Source organism: Citrobacter sp. Ct235, from assembly GCF_030332305.1.
In the GTDB taxonomy this organism is placed as follows: Bacteria; Pseudomonadota; Gammaproteobacteria; order Enterobacterales; family Enterobacteriaceae; genus Citrobacter_A; species Citrobacter_A telavivensis.
On sequence record NZ_JAOWIC010000049.1, the window covers coordinates 336238 to 352980 of the forward strand.

A 16743-nucleotide genomic window follows, 5' to 3' on the forward strand; every position below is an offset into this window, starting at 1 on the left:
AAACAAGGAGCGGCAATGTATTACGGGTTTGATATTGGTGGGACAAAAATTGCGTTGGGCGTCTTTGATAACGAGCGGAAATTACAGTGGGAAAAGCGTGTTCCCACTCCGCGCGACAGCTATGACGCTTTTTTAGAAGCCGTGTGCGGACTGGTGGTGGAAGCCGACCAGCGATTTGGCGTGAAAGGTTCGGTGGGTATTGGCATCCCCGGTATGCCGGAAACGGAAGATGGCACGCTCTACGCCGCGAATGTCCCTGCTGCCAGTGGCAAACCCTTGCGTGCCGATCTTAGCGCACGGCTCGATCGCGACGTTCGCCTCGATAACGATGCGAACTGTTTTGCCCTGTCTGAAGCCTGGGATGATGAATTTACCCGTTATCCGCTGGTGATGGGGCTGATTTTGGGCACGGGCGTGGGGGGCGGTTTGATCCTTAACGGAAAACCGATCACCGGGCGCAGCTACATCACCGGCGAGTTCGGTCATATGCGTCTGCCGGTCGATGCGCTCACGCTGATGGGCCTCGATTTTCCGCTGCGCCGCTGTGGCTGCGGTCAACTTGGCTGCATTGAAAACTATCTGTCCGGACGGGGATTTGCCTGGTTGTATCAGCATTACTATCATCAACCCTTACAGGCGCCTGAAATCATTTCACTGTGGGAGCAGGGGGATGAGCGGGCGCGGGCGCACGTTGAGCGTTATCTGGATTTGCTGGCGGTGTGTCTGGGAAATATCCTGACCATCGTCGATCCGGATCTGGTCGTCATCGGAGGGGGATTGTCGAACTTTACGGCCATCACCACCAACCTGGCAGACAGATTGCCGCGTCATCTGCTTCCCGTGGCACGTGTTCCTCGCATTGAGCGAGCACGACACGGTGATGCGGGCGGGATGCGTGGCGCCGCCTTCCTACATCTTACCGATTAATCAAAAGAGGTTGCTATGCTGTCGCGTCGGGGTCATCGGTTAAGTCGATTTCGGAAAAACAAACGCCATCTGCGCGAACGCCTTCGTCAACGGATTTTTTTCAGAGACAGAGTGGTACCGGAAGTGATGGAAAAACCAAGAGTTTTGGTGCTTACAGGGGCAGGGATCTCAGCGGAGTCTGGTATTCGTACCTTCCGCGCCGCAGACGGACTGTGGGAAGAGCACCGGGTTGAAGATGTCGCGACGCCGGAAGGCTTCGCCCGTAATCCTGCGCTGGTGCAGTCTTTCTATAATGCCCGCCGTCGTCAATTACAGCAGCCTGAAATCCAGCCTAACCCGGCGCACATCGCGCTGGCAAAACTGGAAGAGGCGCTGGGCGACCGTTTTCTGTTGGTGACGCAGAATATTGACAACCTGCATGAGCGGGCGGGTAACCAGAATATCATCCATATGCATGGCGAACTGCTGAAAGTGCATTGTTCGCAGAGCGGGCAGATCCTGGAGTGGACGGGCGATGTGACACCAGAAGACAAATGCCACTGCTGCCAGTTCCCGGCACCGCTGCGTCCGCACGTGGTGTGGTTTGGTGAGATGCCGCTCGGCATGGATGAGATCTATATGGCGCTGGCCATGGCGGATGTCTTTATCGCGATTGGTACCTCAGGCCACGTCTATCCGGCGGCCGGTTTTGTCCATGAAGCGAAACTGCACGGTGCGCATACCGTTGAGCTGAATCTGGAACCGAGCCAGGTCGGTAGCGAGTTCCAGGAGAAATATTACGGTCCGGCAAGTCAGGTGGTGCCTGAGTTTGTGGATAAATTATTGAAAGGATTGTGACGGAGATGTGTGCCGGGTGACGGCTTCGCCTTACCCGGCCTACGGATGAACGGCTTGTAGGCCGGATGAGCGCAGCGTCATCCGGCATGGTGCTGAATTAGCGTCCTGCTTTCAGCTTCTGATAGTACTCTTCGTAAATTGCGCTGGCGGGGCCGACGTCGTTCTGCCATTCGCCTTTGCTGATAGTCTCCGCATCCGGGTAGAGCGATTTATCATTGGCGACTTCCGGACTTAACAGCTTACGTGCCGCCAGGTTTGGTGTCGGATAGCCGATGGTTTCCGCGACTTCTTTCGCCACGTCCGGGCGCAGCAGGAAGTTAATCAGCTTCAACGCGCCCTCTTTGTTTTTGGCGTTTGCCGGAATTGAGAGGCTGTCCATCCAGAAGATGCCGCCTTCTTTCGGCCAGACTACCTCCAGCGGCGTACCGGCCTGGCGCGCGACGAAGGCGGAGCCGTTCCACACCATGCCCAGATTGACTTCACCTTCCATATAAGGATTCGCCGGATTGTCAGAGTTAAACGCGGCGACGTTAGGCATCAGCTTTTTCAGCTCATTATAGGCCGCTTCAATCTCTTTCGGATCGGTGGTGTTACCGGAATAGCCCAGCTTACGCAGCGCCATCTGGAACACTTCGCGCGCATCGTCGGTCAGCAGCAGGCTGCCTTTGTATTCCGGCTTCCACAGATCAGCCCAGCGGGTGACCGTTTTCGGGTCAATGCTGTCGCTGTTCACACCGATAGCCGTTGCTCCCCAGATGTATGGAATGGAGTAGTCGTTGCCTGGATCGAATGGCTTGTTCAGCATCTCAGGATCGAGGTTGTTGAAGTTGGTTAACGTTGACTTGTCGATCTTCTGAATCATGCCCTCTTTACGCATTTTGTCGACGTAATAGGTGGAAGGCACAACCAGGTCGTAGGCGCCGTCTTTGTAGGTTTTGAGCTTGGCATACATGGTTTCATTCGACTCGTAGGTCGAATAGATGACCTTAATGCCGGTCTCTTTAGTGAACTGTTCCAGCAGTCCTGGCGGAACATACTCGGTCCAGTTGTAGAAATAGAGTGTTTTACTGTCGTCCGCGTGCGCGGCGCTCATTCCTATTGCAAGAGCGCCTGCCGCGAGCAGGTGGCGTGACCATTTCATCATTTTAACGTCCCCTGAGATTAGCGCCTGACCCTCCAGGCTATTTTATTCATCATTCTGGCTGCGTGTTGTCCGCAGCCAGAATGACGTCAACAATTACGCCTGGCGAGACAGGCTTTTCGTTTTATCACGAGCAATAAGCTGGCTGGCGATCACCAGAACCAACGATAACACCAACAGAATGGTCGCCAGCGCATTCACCTCCGGTGAAACGCCGACTTTCACCATTGAGTAGATCTTCAACGGTAGAATTTCATAGCCAGGCCCGGTCACGAACGACGAAACCACCACATCGTCCATTGACAGGGTAAAGCTCAGCAGCCAGCCGGCGGCGACTGCGGGCATTGCCAGCGGCAGAATGATTTTGCGCAGGATGGTGATTTCGCTGGCTCCCAGATCTTTTGCCGCTTCCAGCATCCGTACGTCAAACCCTTTCAGCCGCGAATAGACTGTCACCACCACAAAAGGCAGGCAGAAAGTGATATGCGAGAACAGGAGCGACCAGAAGCCCAACTGGATGCCCAGCAGCATAAACAGCACCAGCAGTGAAATGGCCATCACGATATCTGGCGACATCATCACCACAAACAGCATTCCGCTGACGAACGGTTTACCGCGAAAACGGTAGCGATACAGCGCAACGGCAGTCAATGAACCGATGAGAGTGGCGAACGTTGCGGAAAAAATGGCCATCGTCAGCGAGTGTTGCGCCGCTTGCAGCAGGCTGTCGTTGTTCATCAGCAGGCCATACCATTTGGTCGTAAAACCCTGCCAGTTGATGCCAAAGCGCGAACTGTTAAAGGAGTTCACAATCAAAATAATGATGGGAATGTACAGGTACGCGTAGATAGCGGTCATAAAACCGCCGCGAAGCAGTCGACCGATCATTCGAGTTCTCCCTTTTTGTTCAGCAGTCGGGAGGCGCGCCAGTAAACCAGCAGCATCAGACCCATCACAATCGTCAGCGTAATGCTGGTGGCAGCGCCGAACGGCCAGTCACGGATATTGAGGAACTGAACCTTGATAACGTTACCGATCAGCAGGTTTTTCGCGCCGCCCATCAGATCGGAGACATAGAACAGCCCCATCGCGGGCAGCATCACCAGCAGGCAACCGGCAATAATGCCCGGCATGGTCAGCGGGATGATTATCCGGATAAAAGTCTGCAACTTACTGGCACCCAGATCTTTCGCCGCTTCCAGCAAAGGTCTGTCGAGCTTCTCAATGCTGGAATACAGCGGCATCACCATAAATGGCAGCAGGATATACACCAGACCGATAATCACCGCGCTCGGGGTGAACATGATGCGCATTGGCGTCTCTATCACCCCCAGCCAGAGCAGAAACTCGTTCAGGTAACCTTTCGTGCTGAGGAAAATTTTCAGCCCATAGATGCGGATCAGCGAGTTGGTCCAGAAGGGGACAATCAGCAGAAACAGCAGCAGCGGGCGGACTTTCTCCGGCAGTCGCGCCAGAAACCAGGCAAAAGGATAGCCGAGCACAAGGCAGGCGAGCGTGGCGATCAGCGCCATATTCAGCGAGTGCAGCAGTACTTCAAAATAGAGCGGATCGAGCAGGCGTGCGTAGTTGTCCAGCGTAAAGACCATTTTGACGAAGCTGGCATCGTCGCGGGTCAAAAAGCTGGTGCCAATGATCATCAGGTTGGGCAGAAAGACAAACAACACAAGCCAACCGACGATAGTGACAATCACCACATTCTGGAATTTACTTGTGTTCTTCATCAGCCAGTACGACCTCCCAGCTTTCTACCCAGTTAATGGCCATTTTCTGGTCGAGGGAGTGGTCAAAGTCCGGATCGTCTTCGTTGAAGAATTCACTGACCATCACCATCTTGCCATTTTCCAGTTCAACCACCGACTCCAGCGTCATGCCCTTATAGTTACGCTCGCGGACGTAGCCAATCAGGCCGTCAATGTGGTTGTCGTCGTTGATTTCATCCACGCGCAGATCTTCCGGGCGCAGCAGAACGTGCAGTTTCTGTCCAGGCTCGACGGCGAAGTTGACGTAGATATTGCATTCACGGCCTTCGACGTTAGCACGAACACGCTGTTCGTCCAGACGCTCGATTACCGTGGCGTTAAACATGTTAATCTCGCCAATGAATCCGGCGACAAACAGGTTTTTCGGCTCTTCGTAGATTTCACGCGGTGTGCCGTCCTGTTCAATGCGCCCATCGCGCATAACGACGATACGATCGGACATGGTCAGGGCTTCTTCCTGATCGTGCGTCACGAACACGAACGTGATGCCGAGCTTACGCTGCAAGGCTTTCAGTTCGTTCTGCATCTGCTTTCGCAGCTTATAGTCCAGCGCGGAGAGGGATTCATCCAACAGCAGCAGACGCGGTTTGTTGACCACCGCACGGGCAATCGCCACGCGCTGCTGTTGTCCCCCGGAGAGTTGATGCGGTTTACGCTGAGCGAACTCTTCCAGTTGCACCATTCGCAGTGCGTCCAGGACGCGCGGGGTGATGTCGGCGGCGGGGGTTTTCTGCATACGTAATCCGAACGCCACATTTTCAAAGACGGTCATGTGGGGGAATAACGCATAGCTTTGAAAGACGGTATTCACATAGCGGTTTTCAGCCGGTACGTGGGTGATGTCCTGGTTATCGAGCATGATGTGCCCGGAATCTACGGTTTCCAGACCGGCAATCAGGCGCAAAACGGTTGTTTTACCGCAGCCAGAAGGGCCAAGCAGCGTGAGGAACTCGCCATTATTGATTGTCAAATCCAGCTCGGAAATGACCTCTTTTCCATCGAAGCTTTTGCTGATACCTGACAACAGAACCAGCGGTGAAAGCGAACGCGGTTGTTTATTCAATTTCTTACTCTGTCCCTTGTAAACGCAACGGATGGCTGACCGATGCGGGGTTTGTGGTTGACCACCTTGGTGACTCTTAATGAGGGCCGTAATTCTACGGCAAACCGCTGTCATCGCCAATGTTTGTTGCCAATAACTGGCGTAGTCTTATAGTCAGTAAGGGGTTCGGAAGCGAAATATTCTCGTTTGCGGGGATAAAAGTGACCTGACGCAATATTTGTCTTTTGTGGCTTACTGATAATGTTGTCACAAATAGTGAGGGTGACTGCATGGATAAACTACTTGAGCGTTTTCTGCACTACGTTTCATTGGATACCCAATCGAAAGCGGGTGTGAGACAGGTTCCCAGTACTGAGGGACAGTGGAAGTTATTAAATTTGCTCAAACAGCAGCTCGAAGAGATGGAGCTGGTCAATGTGACATTAAGTGACAAAGGGACGCTGATGGCAACGCTTCCAGCGAATGTCCCTGGCGATATCCCTGCTATTGGCTTCATTTCCCATGTGGATACCTCACCGGATTTTAGCGGTAAGCACGTGAATCCGCAGATTGTTGAGAATTATCGCGGCGGTGATATCGCCCTGGGCATTGGCGATGAAGTGCTGTCACCGGTGATGTTCCCGGTGCTGCATCAGTTGCTCGGACAAACGCTGATCACCACCGACGGCAAAACGTTGCTGGGTGCGGATGACAAAGCGGGTGTGGCGGAAATTATGACCGCGCTGGCGGTGCTGAAGCATAAAAATATTCCCCATGGTGATATTCGCGTCGCTTTTACGCCGGATGAAGAGGTCGGCAAAGGGGCGAAGCACTTTGATGTTGCGGCTTTTGACGCCAAATGGGCCTATACCGTTGACGGTGGTGGCGTGGGGGAACTGGAGTTTGAGAACTTCAATGCCGCCTCGGTGAATATCAAAATCGTCGGCAACAACGTGCATCCGGGGACGGCGAAAGGCGTCATGGTAAACGCATTATCTCTGGCGGCGCGTATTCATGCCGAGGTTCCGGCGGATGAAAGCCCGGAAATGACCGAAGGTTATGAAGGTTTCTACCATCTTGCGAGCATGAAGGGCACCGTGGATCGCGCGGACATGCACTACATCATTCGCGATTTCGACCGCAAGCAGTTTGAAGCGCGCAAACGTAAGATGATGGAGATAGCCAGGAAGGTCGGGAAAGGGTTACACCCGGACTGTTACATTGAACTGGTGATTGAAGACAGTTATTACAATATGCGTGAAAAAGTGGCTGAGCATCCGCATGTACTGGATATCGCTCAGCAGGCGATGCGTGACTGTGACATTCAACCGGATATGAAACCGATCCGCGGCGGCACCGACGGCGCGCAACTCTCTTTCATGGGATTGCCGTGCCCGAATCTGTTCACCGGTGGCTACAACTATCATGGCAAGCATGAGTTTGTGACGCTGGAAGGCATGGAAAAAGCGGTGCAGGTGATTGTACGGATTGCCGAGTTAACGGCGAAGCAGTCGTAGCGTGGCTGATGCCGCATGGCGTGACGCTTATCCGGCCTGCAGGACATTTGAACCGTAGGCCGGATAAGACGCATTAGCGTCGCCATCCGGCATAATCTCCATGTTACCCTTCGAAGAACCAGTATCCGCTGTTGACCAGCGCCGCCAGCATGGCGAGGAACGAGGGATCTTCCAGCGCGTCACCAAAATTCTCCGCGGTCAGCACGATATGGCTGGCGAGCGCTTCCAGCGCCGGACGGTGCGGGGAATCAATTTTTTCGCCATTGGCATAAACGTCATCGCCCACACGCAGTACCCGTAATCCTCCCAGACGCACCAGCACATCGCCTTGTTTCAGGGCATCGTAGATCTCATCAGGCTGATACGGCGGCTCCGGCGGTGCAATATCCAGTTCATGACGCGACTGGGAGATAAATTCGCCAAACCACTGTTTGAAATGCTCCGGCTGATTAATGAGATCCAGCATCATGGCGCGCAGTTTGTCCATTTCCTGCGGTAGAACGTCGGCAGGATGATCGCGAGGCGGCATATCGGGGTCGCTGTAATACGTGCTGCCCAGTTCACGTTGCAGGACATAGTCGGCAAAACCGCTGATCAGTTCGCGGGTATTCGGTGCGCGAAAGCCAACCGAATAGTTCATCGCGTTTTCCAGCGCATAGCCTTCGTGCGGGAATCCCGGCGGAATGTAGAGAATATCGCCCGGCTCCAGTTCTTCATCAATGATGGCTTCAAAAGGATCTACCTGCAGCAGATCCGGATGCGGGCAGTGCTGTTTCATCTGCAGCTTTTCCCCCACCCGCCAACGGCGGCGACCGGTTCCCTGAATGATAAACACATCATACTGATCGAGATGCGGACCTACGCCACCGCCGGGTACGGAGAATGAGACCATCAGATCGTCAATACGCCAGTCGGGCAGGGCGCGGAAGGGGCGCATCAGCGCGGCGGTCGGCTCATGCCAGTGGTTCACCGCCTGTACCAGCAATGACCAGTTATTTTCGCCGAGATGGTCATAGCTTTCGAACGGACCGTGGCTGACCTGCCATTTACCATCCTGATGGCTTACCAGACGGCTATCGACTTCGCTTTCCATCGCCAACCCTGCCAGTTCGTCAGGAGAGAGGGGATCGATGAAGTTATTAAAGCCGCGTTTTAACACCACCGGGCGCTTTTGCCAGTGACGTTCAAGAAATTCGGGCCAGTTGAGTGTTAATTGGTATTCCATATTGAGCTTCCACAGGCTGGGGCGGGTATCTGTCACCGATTATAACGGATGCTTAACCAGATGCGTGCAGTTGGCTCATATTTATTACATTTTGGTTTAGTCGTCTTTCGGCCCCGGCTGCTGATGACCAAAAATCACCTCCATGTGCGCGCCGCCGAGCAGGCTGTCGCTGGCAACAATTTTACCGTCGTATTGCTCGGTGATCTCTCGCGCCACCGCCAGCCCGACGCCTTGCCCAGGACGCATCGTATCCACTCGTTGACCGCGGTCGAATATCAAATCGCGCTTGCTCTGTGGGATCCCCGGACCGTCATCTTCCACCACAATGTACAGATGATCGTCGGTCTGACGGGCAGAAATTTCGACAAACTCCAGGCAGTACTTACAGGCGTTATCCAGAACGTTACCCATTACCTCAACAAAGTCGTTTTGCTCACCGACGAAGCTGATTTCCGGCGAGATATCGAGGCTAATGTTCACCCCTTTACGCTGATACACTTTGTTCAGCGCCGACGTGAGACTATCCAGTAGCGGCGCGACCGGATGCAGCTCGCGACTCAGCAGGACGCCGCCGCCGCGCATGCTGGCGCGATGCAGATAGTAGCCGATTTGCTGAGAAATCCGGCTGATCTGTTCGAGCATCACCGGCTCAGCGTCACTGACGCTCATCTTTTCACTGCGCATTGAGCGCAACGTACTTTGCAGCACGGCCAGCGGCGTCTTCAGGCTGTGGGTGAGGTCGGTCAGCGTAGTGCGATACTTGTCATAACGTTCGCGCTCGCTTTTCAGCAGGCGGTTCAGGTTGCGAACCAGACTGGTCAGCTCACGCGTTGTCGCAGGGTTTAGCTGTTCGCGATGATGTTCTTCCAGTTCCCGTACTTCGCGCGCCAGCGCTTCGATAGGGCGCAGGCTCCACCAGGCCGCGACCCAGAGTAGAGGAATGACCAGCAGCAGGTTAGCCGCGAGCACATAGATAAACCAGCTCCAGACCATATAGGAGCGTTTAAGCTCAATCGGAATGGTATCCACCACCACAATCGTCAGTTGCGGCATTCGTGCCGTGGCCGGGTAGACGTTCACCGCCACCGAATGAGTCATTTCGGCGTCGTCGTCATCTTCCCGTACCTCCTTCAGCTGTTCCTGAACAGAGTGATCGTCATTAAGCAGCGTGCTGGTGGCGCGGATATCGGCTTCAATCTCATGGAAACCGTTGCTTTTCAGCCAGTCAGGCTGAATCAGTCTCACCAGCCAGGGCACATCACGCTGGGCCCACAGCAGTTTGCCGCTCTCATCATAGATAAGCGACATCGTGGGGCTTTGCATGTCGAGGTGCTCGGGAAGTTCGACGTGGATCTTATTGTCTTCCCATTTGGCGAGAGTATAGAAGAGGTTACTTTCTCCGCGCAGCAGGCGAAATGTCGTCTTATCAAAGCTTACGCTATAGCCGACCAGCGCAACCATGCCATAGGCAAGAGAGAGCACCAGCACCACGCCGGCGGTGGCCAGCAGAAAGCGCAGGCGCAGAGACAGCGGGAAAAGATGACGCAACAGTTTATTCATCAGCGCAGTTCGAAAAGATATCCCTGACCCCGCACGGTGGTAATGACGTCGTCCGGATACTGTGCCTGTATTTTTTTACGCAGGCGCCCCATCAGCACGTCGATGGTGTGACTTTCACGCAACTCGGCGTCCGGATACAACTGCAACATCAGCGAGTCCTTGCTGACCACTTTGCCATTATTGCGGATCAGCGTTTCCATGATGGTGTACTCAAACGCGGTCAGCTTAATCACCTCATCATTGACCGAAAGTTCACGGCGCGAGAGATCAACCTGGAAAGGGGGAATAGAAATAATTTGCGAAGCGTGGCCGCTGTTACGGCGCATTAGCGCCTGCATCCGCGCGGCGACTTCCTCAATATGGAACGGTTTGGTGACGTAGTCATCCGCACCCGCGCTCAGTACCTCCACTTTATCCTGCCAGCTTTCACGGGCGGTCAGGACGAGGACCGGGAGGGAAACGTCGTTGCTCCGCCAGCGGCGAATCAGTGTAAGTCCGTCTTCATCCGGGAGACCCAAATCGACGATCGCGATGTCAGGCAGGTGTTCGTTAAGGTAATAATCGGCTTCTTTGGCATCTTCGGCATCGTCAACCTGATGTCCGGCATCCTGAAGCTGAACTTTCAGGTGATGACGTAATAACGCATTATCCTCAACAACCAGTACACGCATCATCTTTTCTCACTGTATTTACGATATGAATAGTTTAACGCTGATTATGGAGTTGCGGGGATAAACATTTCATAAACCGGGGGAAAGAGGGAGGGAAGTGCCGGATGGCGGCGCAAGCGATGTGCAGGAAATCGGCCCGGTGACGTTGTGCCACCGGGCCAGGTATTTATTTCAGCTCGTCAACCATAGTGATCGCACGACCAATATAGTTGGCCGGGGTCATGGCTTTCAGGCGGATTTTCTCGTCGTCCGGCAACGGCAGGCTATCGATAAATTGCTTCATACCTTCAGCGTCGACGCGCTTACCACGGGTTAACTCTTTCAGCTTCTCGTACGGTTTTTCAATGCCGTAACGACGCATCACGGTCTGGATCGGCTCGGCCAGTACTTCCCAGTTGTGATCCAGCTCGTCCAACAGACGGTCGCGGTTCACTTCCAGCTTGCTCACCCCTTTCAGGGTGGACTGGTAGGCGATCAGCGCATAGCCGATACCCACGCCCAGGTTACGCAGAACGGTGGAGTCGGTCAGATCGCGCTGCCAGCGGGAAACCGGCAGTTTGCTCGCCAGATGTTGAAGCACCGCATTAGACAGGCCCAGGTTGCCTTCGGAGTTTTCGAAGTCGATTGGGTTCACTTTGTGCGGCATGGTGGAAGAGCCAATTTCACCAGCGATGGTTTTCTGCTTGAAGTGGTTCAGCGCGATGTAACCCCAGACGTCGCGATCGAAGTCGATCAGAATGGTGTTAAAGCGGGCGATACAGTCAAACAGCTCAGCAATGTAGTCGTGCGGCTCAATCTGCGTGGTGTACGGGTTCCACTGAATACCCAGCGAAGTGACGAACTCTTCGCTGAACTGATGCCAGTCCACTTCCGGATAAGCGGCAATGTGGGCGTTATAGTTACCGACGGCACCGTTGATTTTGCCGAGGATTTCCACCTGGTTAAGCTGGCGGAACTGGCGTTCCATACGATAAGCCACGTTAGCCATCTCTTTGCCCAGGGTTGACGGCGTAGCCGGCTGGCCGTGGGTGCGGGAGAGCAGGGGAATATCGCGATACTGCACGGACAGATCTTTGACCGCGTCAATCAGTTGACGCCAGTAAGGCAGCACCACTTCATCACGGGCGGTTTTCAGCATCAGCGCGTGAGACAGGTTGTTGATGTCTTCAGAGGTGCAGGCGAAGTGAATGAATTCGGACACCGCATGCAGTTCCGGGACATTCGCCACTTTCTCTTTCAGAAAATACTCGACCGCCTTGACGTCGTGGTTAGTGGTGCGCTCGATGGTTTTAATACGTGTCGCATCTTCTTCATTGAAGTTCGCGACGATAGTATCGAGGAAACCGATTGCGTCGGCAGCAAAAGCAGGAACTTCCTTGATCGCTGCGTGCGCGGCCAGTTTTTGCAGCCAGCGTACTTCTACTTGTACACGGTATTTCAGCAAACCATATTCGCTGAAAATCCCGCGCAGCGCGCTGACTTTATCGCCGTAGCGTCCATCGACAGGGGAAACGGCGGTCAGTGAGGATAATTCCATAGATCACAACTCCGGGGTTAAATGAGCAAGAATTTGTTTTGCCTGAGTCGTCAGGCGATTACGAGAAAACATTAACTGCAGACGGCCCCCGCCGACCTGATGCCAGAGCACGGCGGCGCGAATGCCGGCCAGAAGCGAAGCGCGAACTTTGGCCTGTACCTGCGGGCTTTGCAACACGGCAGGGGAACCGGTCACCTGAATGCGCGGACCCAGCGGGCTGATAACATCGACATAGATACCGGCCATCGCGCTCATCAGCGTTTCAGACTGCAGATCAAAGTGATCGAGCTGGCGTTGCAGGCCGTTGATCCGCTCGCCCAACGTATCGAGTGCGCCTTTGGCGGCGGTGAGTTTACGCTCGAGCACCATCAGGCTAAGCGTATAGCGAGTCAGTTCCGCATTCAGCCCCTGACGGCTGCTGGCATTCAGCACGCCGAGCAGGGTTTCCAGACCGAGGCGCAGATTGGCCTCGCTGCCGCCGAACACGCCCAGGGTTGAGCTGGGGTTCATATCGATAACGCTGTTCAGTGAGACGTGGAGCGCATCGGCATCACAATGTCCCTGGTGCGCCAGTTGTTGCACCAGGCGTGCTGACTGGCAGATTCCAGCCAGTGCGAGGGTGATGTCATAATAATTCTTTGCCACGATCACTGCTTCCTTGTATCAGTCCAGAGAGAATAATTATACCGGCAGGGGCAGTCGCTGCTCGATAATACCGCCGCCGAGGCATACTTCGCCGCGGTAAAAGACCGCTGACTGGCCTGGGGTGACGGCGGCCACCGGCTCGTCAAACATCACCTCGACGCGTTCGGCATCCAGGGCTTTAACGGTGCACGGAATGTCGGTCTGGCGGTAGCGGGTTTTCACCGTGCAGCGCATTGTGCCGGTGAACGGCAGGCGATCGACCCAGTGCAGCTGCTGCGCAATCAGACCGACAGACATCAGACGCGGATGCTCATGACCCTGAGCAACCACCAGAATGTTGTTCTCAACATCTTTGTCCACCACGTACCACGGATCTTCCGTTCCTTCTTTGGTACCACCGATGCCCAGACCTTTACGCTGACCCAGCGTGTGGTACATCAGCCCCTGATGCTGACCAATCTCTTCGCCGTCCACGGTAATGATTTTACCCGGCTGTGCCGGCAGATAGCGGCCCAGAAACTCGCGGAACTTACGCTCGCCGATGAAGCAAATGCCGGTAGAATCTTTTTTCTTCGCGGTTACCAGCCCCAGGTCTTCGGCAATTTTGCGCACCTGCGGTTTTTCCAGCTCGCCAACCGGGAACAGACTTTGCGCGATCTGCTCATGACCCAGCGTGTAGAGGAAGTAGCTCTGGTCTTTATTGCTATCTACTCCGCGCAGCAGGCGGCTCTTACCGTCGACATCCGCCCGACGAACATAGTGTCCGGTAGCGATGTAATCTGCGCCCAGATCTTCTGCTGCGAACTCCAGGAAGGCTTTAAATTTGATCTCTTTGTTGCACAGAATATCCGGATTCGGCGTACGGCCCGCTTTGTACTCTTCAAGGAACAGTTCAAAGACGTTATCCCAGTATTCTGCCGCAAAGTTTACGGTGTGCAGTTCAATGCCGAGCTTGTCGCAGACGGCCTGAGCGTCGGCCAGATCGGCTGCCGCTGTGCAATATTCCTCACCGTCGTCCTCTTCCCAGTTCTTCATGAACAGGCCTTCTACCTGATAACCCTGTTGTTGCAACAGCCAGGCGGAAACGGAGGAATCGACACCGCCGGACATGCCGACGATCACTTTTTTTGGGCTTTCTGACATTGGAATACTCACGACATTGAACTTCAAGGCGGCATATTCTAGCACGCAGCCCCTTACTTGACACCCTCTGTAAACGGCCAGTTAAATGCGCCGATCGTCTCCAGCGGGTAACGCATTCCGCTCTGATAGCAGCGAACGCTTTCGGCAACCAGCGGAGAACGCAGGTTTGGGGCGTTGAGGAGGGTGTCAGCGCTCACCCAACGGCAACAGTCGATATCGCTGTCATGGGGTTCGGTGTCGCACATATTGGCAAGTTCAATGGAAAACAGAAACCGCAAAAACGGCGTGCGGTCCGGTGCAATCCACTGATGCATGCGAATGAAGTGCTGAGGCTGCGCTTTTATGCCAGTCTCTTCCCACAACTCCCGAGCAGCGGCCTGCATCAGCGTTTCATCTGCTTCCAGATGCCCGGCGGGCTGATTCCATAGCGCTTTGCCGTTGATGGTTTCTTCAACGATTAAAAATTTGTCCTCTGCATGAACGATGCAGGCGACCGTGACGTGCGGTTTGAACATGACCTATCCTTTATTTTCTTCTTCAGTGGCATCTCGCCATTCACCGTTGGCCAGGTTCTCCAGGGTGTAATCGCCCATCGCGTAACGGATCAGGCGCAATGTGGGAAAACCAACGTGTGCGGTCATTCGTCGGACCTGGCGGTTACGGCCTTCATATAAGGTCACTTTTAGCCAGCAGGTCGGGATGTTCTTACGTTCGCGAATGGGCGGATTGCGCGGCCACAGCCACTCGGGCTCCGCGACCACTTCAATACCGGCGGGCAGGGTGGGCCCATCGTTTAACGTCACGCCATTGCGCAGCGCCTCCAGCGCCTCCGCCGTCGGTTCACCTTCTACCTGCACGTAGTAAATCTTCCCGGTACGCTTGCCGGGCTGTGTCAGTCGCGCCTGTAATGTGCCGTCATTGGTGAGCACCAGCAACCCTTCGCTATCTCTGTCGAGGCGACCCGCGGCGTAAACGCCCTGCACAGGGATGAAATCTTTCAACGTGCTGCGTCCAGCCTCGTCGGTAAATTGTGGCAAAACATCGTAAGGTTTATTGAACAAAACCACGCGTTTTGGCTGGTTTTCTTTCCGACGCTTAGTGACTTGTCGTTGGCTGAATCGCTCAACCCGGTGATTTCTAAAAGAAGTTTTTTGCATGGTATTTTCAGATCTTATCAATTGCCGCATTATAGCCTAATAACGAGTGTCTTTCATGGCAGCGAACATTAGGGTAGTATTGACATGCTCATTACAAAACATTAACAAAAAATTGCTCTAACGCAGTCGTGCAGCAGGACGCAAAAGCACATGCAGCGCGATGACAGACGAGCAACCAGAAGCGCTCGAAGGAGAGGTGAATGGAAAGCAAAGTAGTTGTTCCGGCAGAAGGTCAAAAAATCACCCTGAAAGACGGCAAGCTAAATGTGCCGCACAATCCGATTATCCCATTCATTGAAGGCGACGGCATCGGTGTTGATGTTACCCCTCCGATGATCAAAGTTGTCAACGCTGCCGTTGAGAAAGCTTATAAAGGCGAGCGTAAAATCTCCTGGATGGAGATTTACACCGGTGAGAAATCCACCCAGGTATACGGTCAGGACGTCTGGCTGCCGACGGAAACCCTGGATCTGATTCGTGACTACCGCGTGGCGATTAAAGGCCCGCTGACCACCCCGGTTGGTGGCGGTATTCGCTCTCTGAACGTTGCACTGCGTCAGGAACTTGACCTGTACGTTTGCCTGCGTCCTGTTCGTTACTATCAGGGCACCCCAAGCCCGGTTAAACATCCGGAACTGACCGACATGGTTATCTTCCGTGAAAACTCAGAAGACATCTACGCCGGTATCGAGTGGAAAGCGGACTCTGCAGATGCAGAAAAAGTGATTAAATTCCTGCGTGAAGAGATGGGCGTGAAGAAAATTCGCTTCCCTGAACACTGCGGTATCGGTATCAAACCGTGCTCCGAAGACGGTACCAAGCGTCTGGTTCGTGCGGCGATCGAATACGCGATCACTAACGACCGTGACTCTCTGACCCTGGTTCATAAAGGCAACATCATGAAGTTCACCGAAGGCGCGTTCAAAGACTGGGGTTACCAGTTAGCGCGTGAAGAATTCGGTGCTGAACTGATCGATGGCGGCCCGTGGATGAAAATCAAGAACCCGAACACCGGTAAAGAGATCGTGGTTAAAGATGTGATCGCCGATGCGTTCCTGCAACAGATCCTGCTGCGTCCGGCTGAATACGACGTGATCGCCTGTATGAACCTGAACGGTGACTACATCTCTGACGCTCTGGCTGCACAGGTAGGTGGTATTGGTATCGCCCCTGGTGCAAACATTGGTGACGAGTGCGCGCTGTTCGAAGCAACGCACGGTACGGCGCCGAAATACGCCGGTCAGGACAAAGTTAACCCGGGCTCTATCATCCTGTCCGCTGAGATGATGCTGCGCCACATGCAGTGGTTCGAAGCCGCCGACCTGATTGTTAAAGGCATGGAAGGCGCGATTGCCGCGAAGACCGTGACCTATGACTTCGAGCGTCTGATGGAAGGCGCTAAACTGCTGAAATGTTCAGAGTTTGGTGACGCGATCATCAAAAACATGTAATCCAGATTCTGGGTTGAACAAGAACGGGAGCCGATGGGTTCCCGTTTTTTTTACCCCTTTTAACGTTCGCTGGAAAATCGTTAAATGGATAGAGGATTACTTTAGGTCT

At 54.1% G+C, this 16743-nt stretch carries 16 protein-coding genes; 4 read left to right on the forward strand and 12 right to left on the reverse strand.

Translation table 11 applies throughout. The features are described from left to right. The first annotated feature begins 15 nt into the window (after window positions 1-15). Window positions 16-927 carry an N-acetylglucosamine kinase gene (nagK, locus tag OGY35_RS18710; protein WP_286633104.1) on the forward strand — a complete coding sequence of 304 codons (912 nt, stop codon included), beginning with the start codon at window positions 16-18 and terminating at the stop codon, window positions 925-927. Between the two features lie 15 nt (window positions 928-942). Continuing rightward, window positions 943-1764, forward strand: coding sequence for a Sir2 family NAD+-dependent deacetylase (cobB, locus tag OGY35_RS18715; RefSeq protein WP_152405051.1), 822 nt, complete (start codon window positions 943-945; stop codon window positions 1762-1764). A gap of 97 nt (window positions 1765-1861) precedes the next feature. Here the strand turns inward: cobB and potD are convergent, their stop codons facing one another. From potD to potA, 4 genes are all read right to left on the reverse strand, one after another. Continuing rightward, window positions 1862-2908: a spermidine/putrescine ABC transporter substrate-binding protein PotD gene (potD, locus tag OGY35_RS18720; RefSeq protein ID WP_152405050.1), complete on the reverse strand. Its 1047-nt coding sequence runs from the start codon at window positions 2906-2908 to the stop codon at window positions 1862-1864. 93 nt (window positions 2909-3001) lie between these two features. Then, window positions 3002-3793 (reverse strand): spermidine/putrescine ABC transporter permease PotC, encoded by a 792-nt coding sequence (gene potC, locus OGY35_RS18725; RefSeq protein WP_152405049.1) that lies wholly within the window; start codon window positions 3791-3793, stop codon window positions 3002-3004. Then, on the reverse strand, window positions 3790-4647 hold the full coding sequence (gene potB / locus OGY35_RS18730; protein ID WP_152405048.1) for a spermidine/putrescine ABC transporter permease PotB: 858 nt from the start codon (window positions 4645-4647) through the stop codon (window positions 3790-3792). The genes potC and potB overlap by 4 nt, the downstream gene beginning before the upstream one ends. Further along, on the reverse strand, window positions 4631-5782 hold the full coding sequence (potA, locus tag OGY35_RS18735) for a spermidine/putrescine ABC transporter ATP-binding protein PotA (RefSeq protein WP_286633707.1): 1152 nt from the start codon (window positions 5780-5782) through the stop codon (window positions 4631-4633). The genes potB and potA overlap by 17 nt, the downstream gene beginning before the upstream one ends. A gap of 236 nt (window positions 5783-6018) precedes the next feature. On the opposite strand from potA, the gene pepT reads away from it, so the two are divergent. After that, window positions 6019-7245, forward strand: coding sequence for a peptidase T (gene pepT / locus OGY35_RS18740; RefSeq protein WP_152405047.1), 1227 nt, complete (start codon window positions 6019-6021; stop codon window positions 7243-7245). 103 nt (window positions 7246-7348) lie between these two features. Here pepT and roxA read toward each other — a convergent pair whose 3' ends face one another. From roxA to rluE, 8 genes are all read right to left on the reverse strand, one after another. After that, entirely contained in the window at window positions 7349-8470 is a 1122-nt protein-coding gene (gene roxA / locus OGY35_RS18745; protein WP_152405046.1) for a [50S ribosomal protein L16]-arginine 3-hydroxylase, read from the reverse strand. Between the two features lie 96 nt (window positions 8471-8566). Beyond that, on the reverse strand, window positions 8567-10030 hold the full coding sequence (phoQ, locus tag OGY35_RS18750) for a two-component system sensor histidine kinase PhoQ (protein WP_152405045.1): 1464 nt from the start codon (window positions 10028-10030) through the stop codon (window positions 8567-8569). Next, entirely contained in the window at window positions 10030-10701 is a 672-nt protein-coding gene (gene phoP / locus OGY35_RS18755) for a two-component system response regulator PhoP (RefSeq protein WP_187696627.1), read from the reverse strand. Before phoP ends, phoQ begins: the two co-directional genes overlap by 1 nt. A 166-nt stretch (window positions 10702-10867) precedes the next feature. After that, on the reverse strand, window positions 10868-12238 hold the full coding sequence (gene purB, locus OGY35_RS18760; protein ID WP_286633105.1) for an adenylosuccinate lyase: 1371 nt from the start codon (window positions 12236-12238) through the stop codon (window positions 10868-10870). Window positions 12239-12241: 3 nt separating this feature from the next. Beyond that, a complete protein-coding gene (gene hflD / locus OGY35_RS18765) occupies window positions 12242-12883 on the reverse strand; it encodes a high frequency lysogenization protein HflD (protein ID WP_042320078.1) in 642 nt (213 codons plus the stop codon). Between the two features lie 36 nt (window positions 12884-12919). After that, window positions 12920-14026, reverse strand: coding sequence for a tRNA 2-thiouridine(34) synthase MnmA (gene mnmA / locus OGY35_RS18770; RefSeq protein WP_286633106.1), 1107 nt, complete (start codon window positions 14024-14026; stop codon window positions 12920-12922). Window positions 14027-14079: 53 nt separating this feature from the next. Then, window positions 14080-14541 (reverse strand): NUDIX hydrolase, encoded by a 462-nt coding sequence (locus tag OGY35_RS18775; RefSeq protein WP_286633107.1) that lies wholly within the window; start codon window positions 14539-14541, stop codon window positions 14080-14082. Between the two features lie 3 nt (window positions 14542-14544). Continuing rightward, window positions 14545-15183 (reverse strand): 23S rRNA pseudouridine(2457) synthase RluE, encoded by a 639-nt coding sequence (rluE, locus tag OGY35_RS18780; protein ID WP_207105392.1) that lies wholly within the window; start codon window positions 15181-15183, stop codon window positions 14545-14547. Between the two features lie 200 nt (window positions 15184-15383). Between rluE and icd the strand changes: the two genes are divergently transcribed. Beyond that, on the forward strand, window positions 15384-16634 hold the full coding sequence (icd, locus tag OGY35_RS18785; RefSeq protein ID WP_286633108.1) for an NADP-dependent isocitrate dehydrogenase: 1251 nt from the start codon (window positions 15384-15386) through the stop codon (window positions 16632-16634). Window positions 16635-16743 lie beyond the last annotated feature (109 nt).

Bases quoted from the DNA above. Each gene is read 5' to 3' on its own strand.
- rluE (WP_207105392.1), bottom strand. From the start codon at position 15,183: ATGCAAAAAACTTCTTTTAGAAATCACCGGGTTGAGCGATTCAGCCAA.
- potB (WP_152405048.1), bottom strand. From the start codon at position 4,647: ATGAAGAACACAAGTAAATTCCAGAATGTGGTGATTGTCACTATCGTC.
- potD (WP_152405050.1), bottom strand. From the start codon at position 2,908: ATGATGAAATGGTCACGCCACCTGCTCGCGGCAGGCGCTCTTGCAATA.
- cobB (WP_152405051.1), top strand. From the start codon at position 943: ATGCTGTCGCGTCGGGGTCATCGGTTAAGTCGATTTCGGAAAAACAAA.
- purB (WP_286633105.1), bottom strand. From the start codon at position 12,238: ATGGAATTATCCTCACTGACCGCCGTTTCCCCTGTCGATGGACGCTAC.
- phoP (WP_187696627.1), bottom strand. From the start codon at position 10,701: ATGCGTGTACTGGTTGTTGAGGATAATGCGTTATTACGTCATCACCTG.
- OGY35_RS18775 (WP_286633107.1), bottom strand. From the start codon at position 14,541: ATGTTCAAACCGCACGTCACGGTCGCCTGCATCGTTCATGCAGAGGAC.
- mnmA (WP_286633106.1), bottom strand. From the start codon at position 14,026: ATGTCAGAAAGCCCAAAAAAAGTGATCGTCGGCATGTCCGGCGGTGTC.
- potC (WP_152405049.1), bottom strand. From the start codon at position 3,793: ATGATCGGTCGACTGCTTCGCGGCGGTTTTATGACCGCTATCTACGCG.
- phoQ (WP_152405045.1), bottom strand. From the start codon at position 10,030: ATGAATAAACTGTTGCGTCATCTTTTCCCGCTGTCTCTGCGCCTGCGC.
- nagK (WP_286633104.1), top strand. From the start codon at position 16: ATGTATTACGGGTTTGATATTGGTGGGACAAAAATTGCGTTGGGCGTC.
- pepT (WP_152405047.1), top strand. From the start codon at position 6,019: ATGGATAAACTACTTGAGCGTTTTCTGCACTACGTTTCATTGGATACC.
- roxA (WP_152405046.1), bottom strand. From the start codon at position 8,470: ATGGAATACCAATTAACACTCAACTGGCCCGAATTTCTTGAACGTCAC.
- icd (WP_286633108.1), top strand. From the start codon at position 15,384: ATGGAAAGCAAAGTAGTTGTTCCGGCAGAAGGTCAAAAAATCACCCTG.